Source organism: Neobacillus sp. K501, from assembly GCF_053749995.1.
On the sequence record NZ_JBSLYA010000003.1, the window covers coordinates 312,612 to 335,674 of the forward strand.

Sequence of the window (23,063 nt, forward strand, 5' to 3'; positions counted from 1 at the left end):
TATTGGGTGAGGATGGTGAGCTATGTTTACTCATTGAAAGCCGCCTCCTTCCCGCTTTGAAAGGTGTAAATATCCTGATATAATTTACTTTTTCTTAATAATTCATCATGGGTGCCAAGGGCCACGATCATCCCATCCTCCATCACTAGAATTTTATCAGCATTGATAATGGATGAAATTTTTAAAGAAATAATGAATACCGTTGTATTCGGGTAGCTTTGTTTTAATGCTTGCTGAATCTTTGCTTCCGAAATTGCGTCGATGGCTGACGTTGAATCATCAAGGACCAGAATTCTAGGTTCACGAATAAAAGCACGTGCCATCGATAATCGTTGTTTCTGACCGCCAGACAAATTCGTTGCCCCCTGCATAAGAGAATGAGAGAATCCATCTTCCAACTTGTCGATAAACTCGCTAGCGGCCGCCGCTTCAGACGCCGCACTCATATCTGAGGTTGAAGCCTCATCTTTCCCATAACGTAAATTTTCTTCAATACTCCCTGAAAATAACATCGCTTTTGAGGAACAACGCTCATCGCTTCCCGCAGATTCTGAAGAGAATACATTCTACTATCGATTCCATCGAGCAGAATCGTTCCTGAATCCGGATCAAAAAGCCTTGGGATTAGCTTGATTAAAGTGGATTTTCCACTTCCTGTTGGACCAATGATTCCAATGGTTTCACCAGCTTTTACTGTAAAAGATAAATCCTTTAATACATATTCGCCATTTTTACTATAGCTAAAATATACGTCTTTAAACTCTATGTCACCCCGGACTTCGCATGGCGAAATTGGCTTGTCTGGTTCCGTTATCGCAATCTCTGTTTCTAGTACTTGATTAATTCGATCGGCGGATGAAAAAGCGCGGGCAATTTGCATCAGAACATTACTGCTGCTCATTAAGCCGTTCAACATGATATTTAAGTAATTGATAAACGCCAAAATCACCCCGACTTGGAGCGTCCCTTCGTTTACTTTGATGGCTCCAAACCACAAACCAAAGACAATCCCCAAATTCACGATGAACAGCATCAGCGGCATCAGGGTGAAAACGACCTGTTCCGAAGACAAATTTCGTTTGGTCAATAACTCATTGATTTGAAGGAATTGTTTTTTTTCAAAATCTTGACGATCAAATGCTTTGATTACGCGAATGCCAGCTAATGTTTCCTGAAGCTTTGTGTTAACCTTATCGACCGCATTTTGCACATTTGTAAATAGAGCACTTGATTTTTTTGAAAAATAATAGATTAGTAGGATGAGAATCGGGATGCTAAAGAGTAAAATCGGAAACAACTCGCGCGCAGTGATCCAAACAATTGCCACAGATCCGATAAATAAAAGTGGTCCGCGGACAAAAACACGCAACGTCATCGTGATGGCGGATTGAATCGCGGCAATATCGTTGGTTACAATCGTGATTAATTTACCTGTGCCAAAGGAATCAGTATTTTGATTGGAAAACTGTTCAACTTTTTTAAAGACGTCCAGGCGGACATCGGTGGAAAAATGAACAGCTGCTCTCGATGCATAGATTCCACTACCAGCTCCGCCAATTAACCCAATAATGGCGCTTATCAGCATGAATAGTCCAAACTGGATGACATATCCATGATCTTGATTGGCAATTCCCTCATCAATGATTTTTTGCATGAGCGATGGCTGCAGCAAATCCATCGTTACTTCGATGCACATTAGGAATGGCCCAAGCAATGCAAACCATGTGTAGGGCTTCATGTATGGAAGAAGCTTCTTTGCAGACTTCATGAAATTTCTCCTGTCTATCTGAATTCTTTCTGTAAACGTTCCGTCAGTTCTTCTAGTAATCCAACGAATTGATGAGTTTTTTCCGGGTGTTGACGGATATGCTTAATCGTTTTTCTAAGTTCTTGCTCCCATTGTTTAATGCTATGTTTTAGTAGGACAGATTCTTTGGAATTCCTCCATTTCAGATGTTCTTTCCAATCAGACCAGAAATCTCCCTCTTCTTCCTGTGAAAATTCCTTTAATCGTTTCTCCCCACCTTCAGTGATGGAGTATACCTTTTTATCTATACCATCATCGTCCAATTTTATCGTGCCATGATCGAGAAGCTCCTGAAGGGCAGGATACACAGTACCGGCACTTGCATTGTATTGCCCGTCCGAACGCTCCTCTAATTCTTTCATAATTTGATAACCATGCATCGAAGTTTCACGTAGCAAGTGCAATATCGCGATTTGGATAAAGCCTCTTTTTTTTCTCATTCTGATCCTCCTTGAATTTCGATATATCGTTAATTTTAATCGATATATCGATTAATAGTAAATTAAGAAAACTTGGCTAGCGCCAAGCCGTTAGGCACAGGCGATTGCCTATACTTCATTCCTAAAAATTTTAACTACATCGAAAAATCTTCAGTGCTAAAATTTTATACTTTCTTAACGTACAAAAAAACATCGGAGGTGGTTCTTCCGATGCTTTTTCAAATATTAATGTATTCGATTTTTGACCTCTTCTCTTATCGATTCAATCATAGATTCAGATAGGTTAGCGGGTATTGATGTCCCATTCTCAAATTTCCAGGCATTAATCACTTCGAGGTCTGCTTTTTTAAAAGTGATACTGAAATCCTTTTGTTCATTCGTAAAATCAACAGTAACATATTCCTCCACAGCAAAATCATCATCGATAATCATATTTTGAATTTCAAAGGGTTTCATCGTTGTCCTCCTCTTTTTTTGAACGTGGTTAGCGATGTTCTGATGCCCGCTCCTATGAAATTTCTTGTTAAACGGTAATCAGATCACTGTCCTGATGCCTGCTCCTATGATATTTTTGGTGATTCGGTAATCAGAACCCTATTCTGATGCCCGCTCCAATGATATTTCTGGTTAAACGGTAATCAGAACCCTATTCTGATGCCCGCTCTGATGATCTTTCTGGTTAAACGGTAATCAGAACCCTATTCTGATGCCCGCTCCGATGATCTTTCTGGTTAAACGGTAATCAGAACCCTATTCTGATGCCCGCTCCGATGATCTTTCTGGTTAAACAGTAATCAGAACCCTATTCTGATGCCCGCTCCGATGATCTTTCTGGTTAAACGGTAATCAGAACCCTGTTCTGATGCCCGCTCCTATGATCTTTCTTACTAAACGGTAATCAGACGAATAAATCTATTTCCCTTTCTCCATGACAAGTCCTCTTAAACGGTAATCACATCAATCTTCAGCTACTTTTTCAGTCCTTTCCAGTAATCGTCCCTCTGGAACAGGTTGTCTGTCTTTGTACCATTGGAAAAGCCATATCGTAGCCGCGAGCCAGAAACCGCTCGCTAGATAGCCGCCAATGATATCACTTGGATAATGGACGCCTAGATAAATCCGGCTGATGCCGATGGCGAAAATCATGATGGCACTAAATAAGATTAACATCCACCGCCCTGGACGGTTAAAAATATGTCTCCAAAGTAAAAAAGTAAGGATCCCATAAACCGTGAAGGCATTCATCGCATGACCGCTTGGGAAGCTATAGCCGCTAATGTCAATTAAACGATGTAAATCCGGTCTTGCCCGTTGAAAGATTCCTTTTAAAAGATGATTTAAAATCGGTGATCCCGCAACTACGATGACAAACAAGATTAACTCTGAGCGATGATGTAAGACTTTAAATAGAAAGAAAATAATCAACAGGCAGAGCACAACGACTGCGGGTGTGGAGCCAATGAAGGTGAAAAACTCCATGATCTTTGTCAAGCGTTGATCCTCGTATCCTTGAACAATCCCAATAATCGACTGATCAAAATTCACAATTTTATCCGCTGATATTAAGAATGCCATTAGACCGAAACCTAATAATGAAATGAAACTGACAATCAGTGCAAGTGATAAATTCATGTGGAAGACTCCTATTTGGAATATACACATTAATGTCTCCAGTCATTTACAATCTCATGTACATTCTTAGGTACAATATCCCATTTTTAAGCTATTTCCTTATATTCTCGCGCTTTAAAGTCAATCATGAAGGAATGAAATAATGAAAACTGGAAGTGATACAGCATGGAACACAATCTTGGCAGTTATAACGATTACTGGTTTATTTTTTCAATTCTTATCGGGATTCTTTTTTCATATATTGCTTTAGATCTTCGGTGGAAAATAATTGTGTTTAAAGACTTTATGTACAATCTATGGCTATTGGGCTGTGCGATTGCGATGGGAATTGGGATCTGGACGATGCACTATGTTGGCATGCTTGCAATGGAAACGCCACATCCCATTTATTATGATAGTAGAATTGTTTTGCTCTCTTTGGTTATTTCTATTATTGGAACAGGGATTGCCTTCTTTCTGATGAAGTTAAACCATTTCCGGCTTCTCTTCTCTAGTATTTTTATGGGAAGTGGAATTGTTTGTATGCACTATCTCGGTGTTTGGGCGATGAAATTAAATTTTTTGATAAGCTTTAAGCTATCTATCGTCCTTCTGTCCATCTTAATTGCTTTTGTCGCCTCATTTGGCTCTTTATGGTTACTGTTTTTCTTTAATCATTGTCACTCGATGCATTTTAAATGGAGATTATTGAGCAGTGTCTTAATGGGGCTAGGAATGGCTTGTATGCATTATCTCGGGATGTGGGGAACGACTTTTCAAATGAAGTCAGATTCGTTAGCAGAGACGATCTATTCCGTTAATTCTGGTACATTAAGCTCTTTTATCAGTGTTCCGGCAACCATCGTTGTGATCATCATGTTACTGTCAAGTGGCTTCCTTGATAAGAAACTCCTTATAAAAATGCAGGATCTTAATGCGAGTGATAGAAAGTTAAGAGAGTCAGAGAAACTCTCTCTAGTGGGAGAACTCGCAGCAGGTGTGGCACATGAAATTAGGAATCCCTTAACCGCATTAAAGGGATTTACGCAAATGATAGATGAAAATACTGATAACAAGGCGAATAAGAGATATTTAAAGATTATGTATGATGAAATTAACCGGATTAATTTTATTGTTAGTGAATTTATGGTGCTTTCGAAACCACATATTGTCCATATCGGGTTAACCGATTTATCCAAAAGCATTCAGAATGTGATTGACCTGTTAAATACACATGCCATTATGAAAAATATTGAAATTCACCCGAAATTTGTGGGAGATTCCTTTATTTTAAATTGTGAAGAAAACCAAATAAAGCAAGTTTTAGCGAATATCATCAAGAATTCAATCGAAGCCATGCAAGAAGGCGGGAAAATTGAGATTCATTTGGAACAAAAAAATTCCTATTTCGTTATCAATGTATCAGACAATGGCATTGGAATTCCAGAAGAATCGATTCATTTAGTTGGTAAACCATTCTTCACCACTAAAACGGAAGGCACTGGACTCGGATTAATGGTGAGTAAAAAGATCATTCAAAACCATAAGGGTAAATTTGAAATTCAAAGCAACCCTGAAGATGGTACCACTGTTACCATCTCGTTACCAATTGAATTAAATCATTTAGAACAATTAAATATGATGAAAGAGGAAACTACTTTATCTCAGTCCTCTTAACGATATTATTGATTTTTAAAAATAATCATTCCGCAAATCATCGGGATAACCATGAGTAATCCAACCGTTAGAGTAGGTATATATAAGCGCGTGGCAAAGATTGCACCGAATTCACCAAGGACACCACCAATAAAAAAGGGAATTGCTGATTTTGTTTTATCCCCATCAGGCTTTGCGTGATACCAGGCATCCCATACGGTGTACGCATAAAATCCTGGATAAAATAATACATACTGAAAGTTGGCAGTTTCTAGGGCTTTTTGGTGAAAACCATTGAAGTCAAAATGGATAGCGGTATTAATTTTTCCAAATACATTATCATAGTGTTCTACGAATAGTAGAAAGACACCCTTTAGGAATTGTTGATTATAGATTTGTCCGAATCCAGGCATTAGCATGGAAAATAATGCAGCCATATTCCTCATGAAACTCTCCTTTGTTTTTGCTAATTGATTATAGGTTTTCCGGATATATGGAAATCACACAATATAAAAATCAACAAATATCGACATATTGTCGTAAAGAAAGCCCTCTATCCATTTGATAGAGGGCTGCTTTCATTATGCTACTTTATTGATATTTACTTTTTTGCCTTCCTGCATCCGCTTTTTATAATCTGCCGTTGCTGTGAACAGGACGTCTGTAGAGGAGTTAAGAGCTGTTTCAAACGAATCTTGTAAAACCCCAATGATAAAGCCAACGCCGACTACCTGCATCGCGACATCATTCGGGATTCCGAATAAGCTACATGCCAAAGGAATCAATAAAAGTGATCCACCGGCAACGCCTGAAGCTCCACATGCACACACAGCTGACAAAACGCTTAGGATGATTGCAGTCGGAATGTCCACTTCAATGCCTAATGTGTTAACCGCAGCCAGAGTTAAAACAGATATTGTCACTGCTGCACCAGCCATATTGACCGTTGCACCCAGCGGAATCGATACAGAATACGTATCTTTATCAAGGCCAAGTTTTTCACATAATTTCATGTTAACCGGAATGTTCGCCGCAGAGCTCCGTGTAAAGAACGCGGTGATCCCACTTTCCTTAATACACTGGATGACGAGTGGATACGGGTTTTGACGTAAACTGACGTATACAATTAGTGGATTGACAACGAAAGCCACAAATAGCATACAGCCAATCAAAACGACCAATAATTTCCCATAGCTTAAAAGTGATTCAAGTCCATTGGTTGTAATGGATTCGATCACAAGCCCCATGATACCAAATGGCGCAAACTTAATGACCCATGAAACCATTTTGGAGACAGCATCTGAAAAGTTCGTAATCAACGTTTTCGTAGAATCAGCAGCATTTTTTAATGCTAATCCAAGGACGATTGCCCATGCTAAAATCCCAATGTAATTCGCATTAAAAATCGCTTTTACTGGGTTATCGACAACATTCAATAATAATGTTTTAAGAACCTCGACCACACCGCCAGGAGCTGCTAAATCCTCCGCCCCCTTAGTAAGCGTAATACTGACAGGGAAAATAAAGCTGACGATTACAGCGATTAATCCTGCTAAGAACGTTCCTAATAAATAGAGGAAGATAATCGATTTCATGTTCGTTTGCTGACCACTTTTGTGATTGGCGATGGCGGACATGACTAAGAAAAGGACCAGTACAGGTGCAATTGCTTTTAACGCTCCAACAAATAAAGAGCCTAAAATGGTAACTGGTTTTGCTACCTCAGGGATGGTGACCGCGAGGATAATACCGATGATTAGTCCAATTGATATTTGTTTGACAAGACTGATTCGATTCCACTTGCTTAAAAAGTTTTTCATAGAAGTCCTCCCCCATTTGTTGAAGATAAGAATTATCTTCCGTTAAACTATCATTCTAATAGAATGTATTATAGAGAATATTTAGATATATTACAATAGCGTTATTATTATTTTCTATATAGTAAAAGTAAAAACCTCTTGATATATCCGCATAAAATGGCAGGAAAAATATTTCTATTAAAAAGTATCAATAAAAAAGAGAATCATGGTTATCCAATGATTCCCTACCTAATAATGAGTGGTATTTTTTAACTGTGTATTATCAATGTTATGCCTAATAGTAATCATCATCAAAGTACCTATAGATTTAGAGTACCTCCATCAATCACGATGGTTTCACCTGTAATAAAGGAAGACTCATCGGAAGCCAGGAATAGAATAGTATTTGCGATTTCTTCAGGCTGGCCAATTCGATTTAAGGCATTGGCTGTAGACAGGATCGGCCATTTTTTTGTTTGCTTCCAATCTTCTACCATATCTGTATCGATGATTCCGGGAGCAATCGCATTTACGCGGATATTCTTTTTGCCGAACTCTGTTGCTGCTGTTTTCGTAAGTGCAATAACACTGCTTTTTGATGCCGAATAAGCGGCTACCAGCTTTTGGCCTTTGATTCCTGCAATACTGGCTGTGTTAACAATCGAACCACCTGATTCCATCTTAGGAATTGCATATTTCATTCCAAGAAATACACCGGTTGTATTGATATCAAATACTTGCTGCCACTCTTCCAGCGAAACATCCGGTATTTTTTTCTCGTCACTTTTCACACCAGCATTGTTGATTAGAATGTCGATTTTGCCAAAAATATTAACCGCCCTTTGGACCATGTGCTCTACATCTTCAGCAACAGTCATATTCACACGGACAAAGGCTGCTTCCCCACCTTTTTCCTTAATCAGCTGTACAGTTTTGATCCCTGACTCTTCTCCTAAATCGGCAATTAGCACCTTTGCACCTTCTTTGGCAAATCTTACAGCAGTAGCTCGTCCTATACCGCCACCGCCCCCAGTAATGATCGCTACTTTATTCGCTAAACGCATCTAATCACCTTTTTCCTATTTTTATTCATACGACCCTTACCATGATGACACTCCCTTAGAGTAGTACAACGCATATTGAATTAAATTCGCTACGCTGTGATTCATCGTCGAGAATCTTTCATCATTTGTCTGCCCTTTAAAGTAACGCAGATAAATCTGTTGGGCAATTACGGCCAACTTAAAATACGCAAAAGTAAGATAAAAATGAATATTTGAAATATCGCGGCCGCTTTTGTTGGCATAATTTTCTAAAAATTCTTCACGTGTGAAGAATCCATCCATTGCTGTTATCGTTTGTTTACCTAACGTGTTTTTCAACTCTTCAGAGTCACCGTCTTCTACCCAATAACTTAGGGCAACGCCAACATCTGCTAGCGGATCACCAATTGTGGCCATTTCCCAATCAAATAAACCCGTCATCGCACAAAAATCATCGGAAAACATGGCATTATTTAATTTATAATCATAATGAATAATGGTGGGATTTGGGGAAACTGGAATATTCGTTTGCAGCCAAGTTGTCAGCTCATTAACACCAAAAATTTCTTCCGTTTTAGCGTTCTCATACCGCTTAATCCAGCCAGCGATTTGACGCTCCATAAATCCATTGGGACGAGAAATGTTTAATATTTCTGTTTTCGTATAATCGACCCGATGCAACTCTACTAATTTATCAACCATGATTTCTGAAATTCTTCGCCCAATAGCCCGATTATACGGAACATTAATAGGAAAGTCTTTATCTAACACGATACCTTTTCTTCTTTCCATGATAAAAAAAGGACTGCCAACGATAGAGTGGTCATCGGAAAAAATATACGGCTTTGGTACGGTTGGAAACAAGGGGTATAAATTGGACAAGATGGTATATTCCCGCTCCATATCATGGGCTTTCTTTGCAACAGGGCCATGTGGCGGCCTTCGTAACACCGCTTCCCACTCACCTATCCTTAATAAATAGGTCAAATTCGATTGACCAACACTAAATTGTTCAATTTCCAAATCACATGTTGGTGGATCCCCGACATTTACTTGAATAAATTTCAGGAGAGCCTCCTTATTGAGTTCTTCCCCTTTTCGAACCGCTATCGTATCACGAAAGGATACATTCATATATTTTTACTCCTTTCACTCAAATCTCTAAAGGGATTCAGGTAGTGGATAGGATAGCTCCCTTCCTCTACCTGAACATCTTCCTAGTCTCTTACTGGTTAACGGACGGTTGCAAATTCGGTATTTTGATATTTTTGAAGTTCTAATCTAGCAACTTGACGACGATGAACTTCATCAGGACCGTCTGCAATTCTTAACGTCCGAGCTTGGGCCCAGTGATAGGCAAGGGTGAAATCATCACTAACTCCTGCTCCACCGAATGCTTGAATGGCTCGGTCAATCACCCTTAGTGCCATATTTGGTGCAACCACTTTAATCATCGCAATCTCAGTCTTTGCTTCCTTATTTCCAACCGTGTCCATCATATAGGCTGCCTTTAAAGTCAATAAGCGCGCCTGCTCGATTTCAATTCGGGAATCGGCTATCCACTCTTGAACAACACCTTGTTCTGCAATTTTTTTACCAAAAGCAGTCCGGCTTTGAACACGCTTAGTAAGGTCCTCTAGGGCACGTTCTGCAAGACCAATTAATCTCATACAGTGATGAATTCGACCTGGTCCAAGACGCCCTTGGGCAATAGCAAATCCTTTCCCTTCTTCCCAAAGCATATTTTCAGCTGGCACTCGAACATTTTCATACACGATTTCTGCATGACCGTGAGGAGCATCATCATAGCCAAACACTGGTAAGATCCGTTCAATCTTAACGCCAGGAGTGTTTAACGGTACGAGAATCATAGATTGCTGTTCGTGCCTAGGAGCGGTTGGATCATTTTTCCCCATGACAATGGCAATCTTACAGCGTGGGTCTCCAGCTCCAGAGGACCACCATTTCCTCCCATTAATGACGTATTCATCGCCATCTCTGACAATACTGGTTTCAATATTCGTCGCATCACTGGAAGCTACATCCGGCTCTGTCATTGAGAAGCAGGAACGAATTTCACCTGCAAGAAGTGGTTCTAGCCATTGTTTTTTCTGCTGTACTGTTCCATAACGAACGAGAACTTCCATGTTTCCGGTATCTGGTGCATTACAATTAAATACTTCCGGTCCAATCACCGATCTGCCCATGATTTCACAGATTGGTGCATATTCCAAATTGGTTAGGCCGGCACCATATTCACTATCCGGTAAAAATAAATTCCAAAGTCCTTGATCTTTCGCCTTCTGTTTTAGTTCTTCCATTATGGAAGGAATATCAGACCAGCGCGTTTTCTGTTGATTTAACTGCTCATGATAAACCTTTTCATTTGGATAAACATACTCTTCCATAAAATTCATTACTTTTTTCTGCAAGTTTACTACTTTTTCAGAATACGAAAAATTCATCTTGGTCATCCCCTATCACAATTTTTAAAATTAAGGCAAAGCAACTAATTTCCCATACGTTTGACGATCAGCCAGCACATCCAATGCTGAAGGGACATCGTTAAAATCATACTCGCGGTAGATTAAAGGTTTAATTAAGCCTTGTTCGTAGAGACTCATTAGATCCTCATGGATTTCAATCACCTTATCCGGATTCAATCTCCGGAACAAGCCCCAATGGACGCCAACAATCGAATAGTTTTTGATTAACGCATGATTGGCCGGAGCATCTGGAATTCTGCCGCCTGCAAAACCGATGACCAATAGCCGTCCATCAAAAGCGATACATTTTCTTGATTTATCAAAAACATCGCCGCCCACTGGATCATAAATGACATCGGCTCCGCGTCCACCTGTTTCCTTTTTCACGATTGCAACAAAATCCTCTGTTAAATAATCAATCGCAATATCGGCTCCAAGTTCTTTACATAATTGAACCTTTTCAGGTCCGCCAGCGGTAGCAATTACTTTTGCTCCTCTTGCCTTGCCAAGCTGAATCGCTGCTGAGCCAACACCGCCAGCTCCAGCATGGACCAAAAGAACCTCTCCTTTTTGAATATTGGCACGGTGATATAAAGCATAGTAAGAGGTTTGATAGGTTATAAACATCGATGCCGCTTCACTAGCAGACATTGACTCTGAAATGACATAGACGGAATCTTCTGGAACACTAACCCATTCCGCTAATCCACCGTTTGGTAAAGGTGGAGTTGCGACAACACGCTGACCGGCCTTAAATCGGCTTCCTTCTCCTACGGCCCTAACGATTCCGGAAATTTCTGCTCCCGGCGTAAATGGAGTCGGAGGCTTTTCCTGATACTTTCCTTGGCAAAGTAAAATATCGAAAAAGTTTAGGGAGGAAGCTTCTACTTGAATTAATAATTTCCCATCTTCAAGAGAAGGAACCGTTAACTCCTTTAACTCCAGTACATCTTTTGGGTCTCCTAATTGATTAACAATCCAACTTTTCATCTTAACTTCCTCCTGAAAAAATTACTTTTTTATTTGTGGGCAAAAACAGGCTTTCTTTTTTCAATAAAGGCTGAAACCCCTTCTTTCACATCTTCGGTTAAAAAAACCTCCTCAAACAGCTCAGCTTCTCTTTCGATACCGGCCTGGAATTCCTTATCCGCCCCTTCGTCTACCGCTTTTTTAATCCGGGATAGTGCTTGTAGGGAATAGCCGCTTATTTTTTTGGCCATAGCCAGTGCTTCCTTCATTCCTTCTCCAGTGCCAACTACTTTATTCACTAATCCCATTCTTTCCGCTTGGTGAGCCGTAATCGGGTCGCCGACAAACATAAGTTCTTTCGCTTTTGCTTCTCCTACGATTCTAGGAAGGCGTTGTGTACCTCCGCCCCCTGGAAAAATTCCCAGTTTTATTTCCGGTAAGCCAAGCTGTGCGTGTTCTTCTGCAATTCTGATATCACAAGTGATCGCAAGCTCGCATCCTCCGCCAAAGGTTAACCCGTTTAAGACGGCAATCGTCGGTTTTGGCAGGAAATCGATTTGGTTAAAGACATCATGCTGCTTTAATACTCGTTCCTTCGTTCCTTTTTGACCAATCGATTGCGGGAATTCTTTAATATCAGCACCTGCCATAAATGCCCGGCTTCCCGCCCCAGTCAAAATGACAACGACAATATCGTTATCGATGGCGATTTCTTCAAAGATAGCTTTCAACTCGCTCATTACTTGTTTGCTTAAAACATTCAATGGTGGATTGTCGATGGTAACAGTAGCAATACGATCATTTTTTTCAAGCTTCACTAATTGATTATTCATTTATCCCTTCACCTCATCTACATACTAAATGGTTAGTATTTAATAAAAATGGAAACACTTTTAACCTTCGCGCTCAATAAGAGTGGCAATCCCTTGACCACCGCCAATGCACGCCGTAATAATGGCTCTTTGTTTGTTTGTTCTTTGTAATTCGTAGATGGCTTTTGTCATTAAGATTGCACCTGTTGCTCCAAGTGGATGGCCATGGGCTATCGCACCACCGTTTACATTCAATTTTTCCTCGTTAATCTCTAGCTCGCGGTTGCAGGCAATCACCTGAGAAGCAAATGCTTCGTTTATTTCTACTAAATCAATGTCTTCCAGCGTTAATCCTGTTCGATTTAATAGCTTTCTTGTTGCAGGCACAGGACCAATACCCATAATGTTTGGATCCACACCACTTACAGCATAGTCGCGCACAACGGCTAGAGGTGTTAATCCTAATTCAGCAGCCTTTTCACGAGACATCAGTACTAAAGCACTTGCTGCATCATTTAGACCTGAACTGCTTCCAGCTGTAACCGTTCCGTGTGGTAAAAAAGCTGGCGAAAGCTTTGCTAATCCATCTAATGTAGTGTTTGGTCTAGGATGTTCATCGACTGAAAAAGTAACGGGTTCGCCTTTTCTAACTGGAATTTGAATCGGAATGATTTGTTCATTAAAGAATCCCTTTTCCATAGCAGCCGCCATTCTTTGTTGGCTTCGATAGGAATAAGCATCTTGTTCTTCTCTAGTAATCTGATATTTTTTCACGAGATTCTCAGCAGTGATTCCCATTGGCGGGTCGCCAATTTCCATTGGTGAAAGCTGGGATTTACGGAAATTCGGTGGTACTTGACTATAGGCCTTCGTTGGGCGATCCATTAAATACGGCGCACGGCTCATACTTTCGGTACCACCGGCAACATAAATATCTCCTGCTCCTGCTCTAATGGCTTGCGCGGCTAAATTAACGGCATTGATTCCTGAACCACATTGGCGGTCAATCGTTAAGCCTGGAATCTCAAGGCTTAGACCCGTTTGTAATGCGGTTAACCTAGCGATGTTTCCACCACCGCTTAACACATTCCCAAAAATAACATCATCAATCTGGTTCGCATCTACTCCTGCTCTTTTTAGTGCTTCCTTAATGACAATTGCACCGAATTCATGTGCTTTTAAGCTTGCTAATGCCCCTCCTTGTCTCCCAATGGGAGTTCTCACTGCTGATACAATGACTGCATCTCTTTTCGACATTCATTTTTCCTCCCTATTATTATTAATTCACTTTTAACCTATTAAAATCCTGTAGGCCAATTGGCCAATCTTCTTTCACTCATCGATCCATTTTTCACAACCGCAAATTCTAATGTTTTGCAAAGAAACTTTCGGGTATCTCTTGGGTCAATGACATCATCAATAAGATGTTTTGCTGCTGCCTTGTATGGAGAACTATCAAAAGCCCACTTTTCAAGCAGCTCTTTTCGAACCTCTTTTGCATTTTCTATCCCTTGTAACTGCCGGCCATAAACAACATTGATTCCGACTTCGGGACCGGTGAAATTGATTTCAGCGGTTGGCCAAGCGACAACAAAGTCGGCTCCCATAGTCGGTCCGCACATGTTTCCATAGGCTGCACCGACACTTTTCCGAATAATGACCGATAATTTCGGGACGGTGGAATGAGCGAGCGCTTGGTTCCAAACCATTATTTTTGTTGGTATTTTCAGTTTTTCCGCCTCATTACTAATACGGAAACCAGGTGTATCATGAAGGAAGATCATTGGAATATTGAAGGAATCACACATACAGATGAAATCTGTGGCCTTATCGCATTCCTGAACTCCCGCTGCACCAGCGTATTTCATTGGCTGATTGGCGATAATCCCCACTGTTCTGCCGTTTAATCTTGCAAAAACCGTTAACAGTGCCGGACCAAATAGCTCTTTATACTCAAAAATATGACGATCATCGACGATTTCAGTGATGATTTTTTTCATATCATAGGCGCGATTGGTTTTGTTTGGTAAAATCTCTAATACGCGGTCGACCCTTCTGTATGGATCATCTTTCGTTTCTTTAATTGGCGTTTCATTAGTCGCATTTAACGGCATGAAACTAAAAAATTCTTTCATCTGGGCAATACAGTCTTCTTCTGTGCTTCCAAATGCGTCTGCCTGTCCTGTTTGATGAGCATGGACTTTCCAGCCCCCCAGATCTTCTGTTGATACTTCCTGACCAGTAGCCATTTCAATCATTCTTGGACCAGCAACCGCCATACAGGTTCCTTTGAGCTGGGTGACAAAATCTGAAGAAACAGCCATCCAGGTTGGTCCTCCAAAGCTATCTCCTAGGATACTTGTAATGGTAGGAACCTGCCGGCTATGTGTCAGCATTTCATTTGGAAAAAGCTTATCGCTAATGCCATCTGAACCCATGCCATCAGGCATCCTCAGCCCACCGCCTTCATGAAGGAAAAACATCGGTAAACCGCGTTTTAATGCGTATTCGTGGATGGTTTTCGCTTTTCGCATGTGGACTGCACCTTCTGTACCTGCAAAAACTGTTTTGTCACCTGCCTGCACTACAACCGGCCTGCCATCGACTTTGGCAATTCCGACAATTAGACCATCACCAGCACTTTTGTTCTCTAAGCCAGGGATGTCTGAATGGTTGAGCATACCAAATTCCATAAAGGAATCAGGATCAACTAGAAGGTCAATCCTTTCCCTGGCAGTATGAAATCCAGCATCATGCTGACGCTTAATTTTCTCGATACCTCCATTTAACAAGGCACGCTTTTTTCGATCGATTAAATCTTCGACGGATTCTTTTACGATATCCTTTTCTTGATCTATCACGTCAAACCCCCTTTCTTTCTGGTTCTTTTAACAGCCTCCTTAACACTTTCCCTGATCCTGTTGCAGGGAGCTTGTCAAGGTACTCTACAAATCTCGGATACTTATATGCAGCCATTTTTTCCTTCGCCCAAAGTATCATTTCCTCCTCAGAGATCTTTCCAACATAATCAGATTTTAAGACAATGAATGCCTTGACGCTCTCCCCTCTAATTGGATCAGGAACTCCTATTACAGCACTTTGAAGGATTCCTGGATGCTCATTAAGCAAGGCCTCCACATCCTCTGGGAAAACACTATAGCCTGAGCTTTTAATCATTTCTTTAATTCGCCCATGGAAATATAAATAGCCATCCTCATCCATGCTTCCGATGTCACCCGTATGGACCCATCCATCTCTTAATGTTTCAGCTGTTGCCTCAGGCCGATTTAAATAGCCTTTAAATACACCCGGATTTTTAAGGACAATTTCTCCTTTTTCACCCGGTGCAACTGGTTTGCCTGTTTCAAAATCTAGTATTTTCAGTTCCGTTTCATAGGTTGGAATCCCGCAGCTTCCCCACTTAATTTTGTCAACCGGCATAAAGGTATCGCAGGTATGTGTTTCGCTTAATCCAAAGGATGCTTCGTGCATAATACATCCGTTTGTTAGTTTTTTCCATTCATTTGCCAATTGTTCCGTAACAGGAATTCCAAAACTTGTAGCAGAATTGCGTTTTAATGAAGTCAAATCTCTCTTTTCTATTCCTGGTATATTTAGAATGGCCACATTCATTGGAGCGATACTATACCATGTCCTTATCTTATATTTTTCGATGGCTTCGACCGTTGTATCTGCGGCAAAGCGTGTTAATAGGACGCACTCTCCCCCGCTATAAACAGGGATATTCACTCCCATAACCATTCCTGCTATATGACATAATGGGGCAATCGATAGGAATGGTCCATCTGTGTCAAATTGATTCCCCTGTACCGTAGCAGCCGTTTTAAAAAGTGCACTTCCAAACGGTAACATCGCCGCTTTGGGTCTTCCTGTCGTTCCAGATGTAAAAACCATTAACCCGATATCGTTCCAAAGATCGATTTCAATATGATTTGTATATCGTTCATTTTCATTTAATAGATCTATGAAGTCATACGAATTATGAATATGCTGTTTTTCCAATCTTAATTCCTCTGGTAAAGGTAGCGCAGGTTCATCTGGTAGATATTCAGCATAATTCGTAGTCACTACAAATTCTATGGAAGGTGTTTTTGGGCGAACGGTATCTATTAGAGAATTTAGCTCCTGACCAACAACAACCGCTTTTATCTTTGCTTCATTTATCAAATACTCAAGCTCAGAATCTTTATACATCGGATTTAATGGGACTACAATGCCCCCTAGACGCTGAATTCCGTAATGGGCGATAATATACTGGGGACAGTTTTGCATAAATAAGGCAATTCTATCTCCTTTTTTAACTTCTTTTTCGACTAAGAATTGAGCAAATTTATCGACTGATTCATCCATCTCTTTCCAAGTCAAATTCCTCCCGTAAAAACAGTAGGCAATATGATTCGGTGTATCATTGGCATTTTGCTTGACATACTCATGCAGCGGCCGTTTGCCTAGTCGATAGGATAATGTTTTAGAGACTCCGCTTGGCCAGCTTTTTTGTAATAGTTCTTTCATTATTCTCCTGAACCTCCAAACTGAATATTGTGGCAATGGGCTAATTCCCTATATCTATGCTTGATAGAACCAAAAATGTTTTAGATTTCAGCGAAAGTGGTCTTATGAACCCTTCATAGAACCAAAAATCAAAAAGATTTTATCAGAAGTGGTCGTATGATCTTTTCATAGAACCAAATTGATTTAGATTTCAGCGAAAGTGGTCGTATAAACCTTTCATAGAACCAAAAATCATGGAGATTTCGCCAGAAGTGGTCGTATGAACACTTCATAGAACCAAAAATCATGGAGATTTCGCCAGAAGTGGTCGTATGAACCTTTCATAGAACCAAATTGATTTAGACTTCAGCGAAAGTGGTCGTATAAACCTTTCATAGAACCAAAAATCATGGAGATTTCGCCAGAAGTGGTCGTATGAACCCTTCATAGAACCAAAAATGATTTAGATTTCAGCGAAAGTGGTCGTATGAACTTTTCATAGAACCAAAAATCATGGAGATTTCGCCAAAAGTGGTCGTATGAACACTTCATAGAACCAAAAAATAAAAAGATTTTATCAGAAATGGTCGTATGATCTTTTCATAGAAAATCAATTTTATTTTGTAGGCTCTAATTTCAATTCAGCCATCAGTTCCTGACGTAACTTATATTTTTCAATTTTATTCGTTGGGGTTCTAGGTAATTCATAGACAAATCGAATATATTTTGGCCACATGTATTTAGGCAACTTATCCTTTACCCAATGATTCAACTCTTCTTCTTTCAATGCCGAATCTGTCCTCTTAACCACGTAAATGGCCACATCATCTTCGTCACCAACTTCTGCTGGTACCGGAAAAACGGCAGTAAGTTCAATGTCGGGATGTCCATTGATAATATCTTCCAATTGATAAGATGATATTTTTTCTCCCCGGCAGCGAATAACCCCACCAAGCCGGTCTACGAAATAGTAATTTCCGTCCTCTCCAAGGTATGCAGCATCACCAGTATGAAACCAGAGATTTCTAAATGATTTTACCGTTGATTCAGGTTTGTTTAAATATTCTGATAAAATGAGATGCGGCAAACGTGGACGTAAAGCAAGCTGTCCTACCTGTCCAATAGGAACCTCCAAATCATCATCGTCAAGAATAGTAATTTCAAAATATGCACGTGGGGATCCCATAAAGCCTTTCTTCAAATCCTGATCCCCATACACAATGGGAATATTATTTCGAATACATTGTTCGATGATTTCCTTTCTTGAGAGACCTTTATAAAGGATTGTCGGAGTCCCTGCACCCTCGTCTGTTTCTAAGATTATACTGCTCATTGGGTTTCCAGATTCTGTTTGGCCAAATCCTGCCGTTACAATATCGAATCCAAATCGCTTAGCGATTTCGTTATGATATTTTGGCAGTGGCTGCATATGAACCTTATTGAGCGTATTATGACGATCATTTTCACTCGGAGCTGCTTTCATTAACCAAGGAATCATTACATCCAGTAACGTAACCATTGTTGCTCCACTTTTTTCAATCCTTTTCCAAAATTGATTAGGACTGAATTTATCCCATTGAGCAACTGTACAGCCCTCATAGGCCGCCTTGGCTACATTAAAAAAAGCTCCTCCCACATGATAAAGTGGCAAATCATTATAAATGACATCTTCAGAGGACATCATTACTCTGCTGCCAATGGTATATCCATTTATCCAGCGATGTGATTGAACAACGCCTTTGGCTGGTCCAGTCGTACCTGATGTATATATGATATTGGCGGTATCCCAATAATGGATTTCCACCTCCAAATTATCTGTATCTCCTTGTAACAATCGTTTGAAGGAAATTTCATGGTAATTCGTATCCAGCGATAAATCAGCTATTTCTGCAATATAGTCGTGATCTCCGTCAATAGGATTATGGACGACTGTAGTTAATCCTTCCATTTCTGAAGCGATTTCATTTAATATAGGTACCATCGTCCGCTCTGTTATAAGCATTTTTGGCTGTGTATCCTTAATCTGATAGCTTAATAGCTTCCCACGATAATTGAAATTAATTGGACTAAACACGGCTCCGCATTTCCAAATCCCGAACATAACGAGCGTGGAAATGAAAGGATTCTTTAAAAAAACGGAAATTCGGTCTCCTTTCTGGATCCCTCTTGATTGAAGTGAATTTCCAATACTATTGGTGACTTGATGAAATTGTTGATAAGAAATATGTTTTTCATCTTCCCCGTAGTAAAGAAATGTTTTCTCTGGTGCTACATCTGCCCAGTAGGCTAGGCTCTTTGTAACGACCTCTTCTGGAAATGCCCCTTCCAATAATGGATTCAAGTTTCTTTCTCCTCCTTTATTATATTTAAGGTCTCATCCCATGACTTGAAGGCCCAAGCATTTGCGGGAGAAGCGCATATGCATCTTTTACCCATTCACATAAAAGCGGCCTAGTATCTCGAGGATCAATGATTTCTTCTATTCCGAATGCTTCTGCGGTCCGTATCGGAGACCTAACCGATTCCATCCTTTCAAGCAATTGTGTTAATAATTCCCCGGGATTTTCACTTGCTACAAGTTCGCGTCGGTAGGCAACCTGAACACCACCTTCTACTGGGAGGGAACCCCAATCCCCAGATGGCCATGCGTAGCGAAGATTTAATCCGTGACCATTTGACATTCCTGCTCCTCCGACACCAAAAACGCGGCGCATGATGATTTCAATCATTGGCACCTTCGCCTGGTAGATAGCGGCTATGGCACGCGCTCCTTTTCGTATCGTTCCCTTCAATTCATTCGGAAGTCCAATGACCATACCTGGCTGGTCAACAAGATTCACAATGGGCAAATGAAAGGTTTGACAAAGATCAACAAATCTTTCAATTTTTTCAGAGTTCTCCGCTGTCAGGCCGCCGCCATTCACATATGGATCTGAAGCTAATACCCCAACTGGATGACCATCGAGCCGAGCAAAACAGGTGAGTGTACCTCCGCCATAATAACGCCCCATCTCAAAGATGGATTCTTTATCAAAAATCAAAGGTAGTATTTCACGAATTTTATAAGGAGACCTTCTGTTTTTAGGAATGACAGAAATTAATCGCTCTTCTCTACGGTGTGGATCATCTTGACTTTCTTTTTTTTCTGGAAGCTGCCATATACTAGAAGGCAGATAGGACAAGAAAGTTCGGGTCTGCTCAAAGGCGTCCTCTTCTGAACTAGCCACATTATCGATGGCTCCACTTGTGCGATGAACTTGTATACCACCTAATTCTTCCTTAGATAAATCCTGTCCCATCCCGTATTTGACAACAGGAGGACCAGCGACAAATAATTGGGCTGTTTCTTCTACCATGACAGAAAAATGTGAAGCGACCACTCTAGCAGCGCCAAGCCCCGCTACAGAACCTAGACACAACGCGACGACAGGAACACGTTCCATATTGGCAACGACCAAATCCCAGGCAGGATTTACTGGAACATATGTATGACCCTGTGTGTCTAGAAATTTGACACTCCCGCCCCCGCCAGTACCATCAACGAGTCGGATGAGTGGCAACTGTAGATCATGGGCCAAACGCTCTGCATAGATTTGTTTTCCCATAATCGCTCCGTCAGCTGCGCCTCCGCGAACGGTAAAGTCATCGCCGCCGACGACCACCTTTCTCCCGTTAATCCGTCCTGTTCCAATAATAAAGTTCGCTGGGGTAAACTCGATTAATTCCCCATTTTCATTGTATTTTGCTTTTCCTGCAATCGCACCGGTTTCATGAAAGGTATCGTCATCTAATAAACTAGCAATCCTTTCTCTGACTGTTAGTTTTCCTCTAGATTTATGTTTTGCAACTCGTTCTTCGCCACCCATTTGTTTGGCTAACTCTTCACGCCTTCGGATTTCTTTTATTTCGGTTTCCCAGGTCATATCGCGACTCCTCTCTTTTTGATGCTCACATTTCAAATTTATCCGTGATAAAAACAGGCTACCCATCTGCCTTCAGCTACCTGTTCAAGCGGTGGTTCTTCTCTTCTGCAACGTTCATCTGCAAGTGGGCAGCGAGTATGAAATCTGCATCCCACCGGCGGGTTTGCTGGACTTGGAATATCTCCTTTTAAGATGATACGCTCCCGGTCACGAATCGTTGGGTCAGGCTCGGGGACGGCAGAAATCAATGCTTCCGTATAAGGGTGAAGCGGATGCTCAAATAGCGCATCAGTTTCTGAAATTTCCATGACCTTTCCTAAATACATCACGACTATCCGATCACTAATGTGCTTTACCGCTTGCAATCCGTGAGCAATAAAAATATAGGATAGACCCATTTCTTCCTGGATATCCTTTAAGAGGTTTAAAATTTGTGCTTGAATCGAGACATCTAATGCCGAAACAGGTTCATCGCAAACAACCAGCCTAGGATTCAGGGCTAATGCTCTTGCGATCCCGATGCGCTGACGCTGTCCTCCAGAAAATTCCTCTGGAAAACGACTTCCATGTGCAGATGTCAGTCCTACTTTCTCAAGTAGTTCATCCACACGCTTTTTCCTTTCCATTTTCGTCCCAATTTTATGAAGTACCAGTGGTTCAGCGATAATATCGAATACCGTCATCCTTGGATTCAGAGAGGAATAAGGGTCCTGAAAGACCATTTGAATTTTTTTCCCCAAATCCTTTTTTTTCTGACCATTGGTTAGTGAGGTTCCTTCAAAAATCAATTTGCCTTCCGTCGGTTCTAATAGGCCGACAACCATTCTTCCAAGTGTCGATTTTCCGCAGCCTGACTCACCAACAAGTCCAACCGTTTCACCAGGAAGTACATCAAGACTGAAACCATCTACGGCTTTTAACCATTTATCCTTCTTACCAAATAAACCGCTCCCAACAGGATAATATTTTTTCACGTCCTTAATGGATATCAATGGTTCAGGCATGTACGCTCACCTCTTCTGATTGCTGATCTACGAGATTCCAACAAGCAGCCCTTTTCTCGCCGCCAAGGTTAGTAAGCAATGGTGAATGATGAAGACATTTTTCGGTTGCACTGTTGCAGCGTGAATAAAAGTTACAACCCATTGGAAGTTCGAGCGGGTTTGGCACGGCTCCGGGAATCGTATGAAGATATTTTTCCGAAGAACCTCTCAGCTTTGGTACACTAGCCAATAACCCTTTTGTATAAGGATGTTGTGGGTTTTGGAAAAGCGAGTGGACATCCCCTTCTTCAACGATTTCTCCACAGTACATGACAAGAACACGATCCGCCATCTCTGCTACTACTCCTAAATCGTGAGTAATCATGAGAATCGAAACATTTGTCTCTTGTTGCAGCTGACGCATAGCGTTTAAAATCTGAGCTTGAATGGTCACATCCAGTGCTGTTGTCGGTTCATCAGCAATGAGTAATGATGGATTGCAAGAAAGGGCAATGGCAATCATGATTCTTTGTCTCATCCCGCCAGATAGCTGATGTGGATAGTCGTTCAGTCTGCTTTTAGGATCCGGAATTCCGACCTTAGTTAGCAACTGGATAACGGTTTCCTTCGCCTTTTTATAACTGATTCCCTGATGAATATGAATCGATTCAGCAATTTGCTTACCGATTGGATGAAGCGGATTGAGGGAGGCCATGGGGTCCTGGAAAATCATTGAGATTTCATTGCCACGTATCTTCTTCAATTGCCTCTTTTTCATCCGAAGCATGTTTTCACCTTTATAGGAAATGACACTATCTTTTCCATACTTAATCGATGGAGCATTTAATCCCATAATGGACAGAGCTGTCACACTTTTCCCGCTCCCCGATTCTCCCACTAAAGCCACAATCTCACCTTTTCCTATCGAAAAAGAAATATGGTTTACCGGTTTTATTTCTCCCTTTGACGTTGGGATATATGAAGTAAGATTTTTGACTTTTAAAACGGGTTCTCTCAATTCA

Annotated in this window: 18 protein-coding genes and 1 pseudogene; 1 reads left to right on the plus strand and 18 read right to left on the minus strand. The window is 40.8% G+C overall.

What is annotated here, in order from left to right; translation table 11 throughout:
- Positions 1-26: 26 nt before the first annotated feature.
- From ACWM35_RS09560 to ACWM35_RS09575, 4 genes and pseudogenes are all read right to left on the minus strand, one after another.
- Positions 27-1,768, minus strand: a pseudogene (locus tag ACWM35_RS09560) (ABC transporter ATP-binding protein).
- Positions 1,769-1,782: 14 nt separating this feature from the next.
- Positions 1,783-2,247, minus strand: a complete 465-nt coding sequence (locus ACWM35_RS09565) for a PadR family transcriptional regulator (protein WP_454817695.1) — start codon at positions 2,245-2,247, stop codon at positions 1,783-1,785.
- Positions 2,248-2,472: 225 nt separating this feature from the next.
- Positions 2,473-2,703, minus strand: coding sequence for a hypothetical protein (locus tag ACWM35_RS09570; RefSeq protein ID WP_454817697.1), 231 nt, complete (start codon positions 2,701-2,703; stop codon positions 2,473-2,475).
- 501 nt (positions 2,704-3,204) lie between these two features.
- Positions 3,205-3,879 carry a phosphatase PAP2 family protein gene (locus ACWM35_RS09575; RefSeq protein ID WP_454817699.1) on the minus strand — a complete coding sequence of 225 codons (675 nt, stop codon included), beginning with the start codon at positions 3,877-3,879 and terminating at the stop codon, positions 3,205-3,207.
- 165 nt (positions 3,880-4,044) lie between these two features.
- Between ACWM35_RS09575 and ACWM35_RS09580 the strand changes: the two genes are divergently transcribed.
- Positions 4,045-5,535: an MHYT domain-containing protein gene (locus ACWM35_RS09580; RefSeq protein WP_454817700.1), complete on the plus strand. Its 1,491-nt coding sequence runs from the start codon at positions 4,045-4,047 to the stop codon at positions 5,533-5,535.
- Between the two features lie 5 nt (positions 5,536-5,540).
- Here the strand turns inward: ACWM35_RS09580 and ACWM35_RS09585 are convergent, their stop codons facing one another.
- The 14 genes from ACWM35_RS09585 to ACWM35_RS09650 all read right to left on the minus strand — a co-directional run bounded on the left by ACWM35_RS09585 (position 5,541) and on the right by ACWM35_RS09650 (position 23,059).
- The gene (locus tag ACWM35_RS09585; RefSeq protein WP_454817702.1) at positions 5,541-5,960 is read right to left on the minus strand and encodes a hypothetical protein; all 420 of its coding nucleotides are present in this window, start codon (positions 5,958-5,960) and stop codon (positions 5,541-5,543) included.
- Positions 5,961-6,095: 135 nt separating this feature from the next.
- Positions 6,096-7,334, minus strand: coding sequence for a serine/threonine transporter SstT (gene sstT / locus ACWM35_RS09590; protein WP_454817704.1), 1,239 nt, complete (start codon positions 7,332-7,334; stop codon positions 6,096-6,098).
- Positions 7,335-7,633: 299 nt separating this feature from the next.
- A complete protein-coding gene (locus ACWM35_RS09595) occupies positions 7,634-8,377 on the minus strand; it encodes an SDR family NAD(P)-dependent oxidoreductase (protein ID WP_454817706.1) in 744 nt (247 codons plus the stop codon).
- Between the two features lie 36 nt (positions 8,378-8,413).
- The gene (locus ACWM35_RS09600; RefSeq protein ID WP_454817708.1) at positions 8,414-9,490 is read right to left on the minus strand and encodes a phosphotransferase family protein; all 1,077 of its coding nucleotides are present in this window, start codon (positions 9,488-9,490) and stop codon (positions 8,414-8,416) included.
- Positions 9,491-9,588: 98 nt separating this feature from the next.
- Positions 9,589-10,821, minus strand: coding sequence for an acyl-CoA dehydrogenase (locus ACWM35_RS09605; RefSeq protein ID WP_454817710.1), 1,233 nt, complete (start codon positions 10,819-10,821; stop codon positions 9,589-9,591).
- Between the two features lie 30 nt (positions 10,822-10,851).
- A complete protein-coding gene (locus ACWM35_RS09610) occupies positions 10,852-11,832 on the minus strand; it encodes an NADPH:quinone oxidoreductase family protein (RefSeq protein ID WP_454817712.1) in 981 nt (326 codons plus the stop codon).
- Between the two features lie 29 nt (positions 11,833-11,861).
- The gene (locus ACWM35_RS09615) at positions 11,862-12,644 is read right to left on the minus strand and encodes an enoyl-CoA hydratase (protein ID WP_454817713.1); all 783 of its coding nucleotides are present in this window, start codon (positions 12,642-12,644) and stop codon (positions 11,862-11,864) included.
- A 60-nt stretch (positions 12,645-12,704) separates the two neighbouring features.
- Positions 12,705-13,880 (minus strand): thiolase family protein, encoded by a 1,176-nt coding sequence (locus ACWM35_RS09620; protein ID WP_454817715.1) that lies wholly within the window; start codon positions 13,878-13,880, stop codon positions 12,705-12,707.
- Between the two features lie 41 nt (positions 13,881-13,921).
- Entirely contained in the window at positions 13,922-15,484 is a 1,563-nt protein-coding gene (locus ACWM35_RS09625; RefSeq protein ID WP_454817717.1) for an acyl-CoA carboxylase subunit beta, read from the minus strand.
- A gap of 1 nt (position 15,485) precedes the next feature.
- Complete coding sequence (locus ACWM35_RS09630) at positions 15,486-17,156, minus strand: AMP-binding protein (RefSeq protein ID WP_454817719.1); 1,671 nt, start codon at positions 17,154-17,156, stop codon at positions 15,486-15,488.
- 595 nt (positions 17,157-17,751) lie between these two features.
- The gene (locus tag ACWM35_RS09635; protein ID WP_454817721.1) at positions 17,752-19,476 is read right to left on the minus strand and encodes an AMP-binding protein; all 1,725 of its coding nucleotides are present in this window, start codon (positions 19,474-19,476) and stop codon (positions 17,752-17,754) included.
- Between the two features lie 25 nt (positions 19,477-19,501).
- Entirely contained in the window at positions 19,502-21,058 is a 1,557-nt protein-coding gene (locus ACWM35_RS09640; protein WP_454817723.1) for an acyl-CoA carboxylase subunit beta, read from the minus strand.
- A 38-nt stretch (positions 21,059-21,096) separates the two neighbouring features.
- Complete coding sequence (locus ACWM35_RS09645) at positions 21,097-22,062, minus strand: ABC transporter ATP-binding protein (RefSeq protein ID WP_454817725.1); 966 nt, start codon at positions 22,060-22,062, stop codon at positions 21,097-21,099.
- Positions 22,055-23,059, minus strand: coding sequence for an ABC transporter ATP-binding protein (locus ACWM35_RS09650; RefSeq protein WP_454817727.1), 1,005 nt, complete (start codon positions 23,057-23,059; stop codon positions 22,055-22,057). The genes ACWM35_RS09645 and ACWM35_RS09650 overlap by 8 nt, the downstream gene beginning before the upstream one ends.
- Between the last annotated feature and the right edge of the window lie 4 nt (positions 23,060-23,063).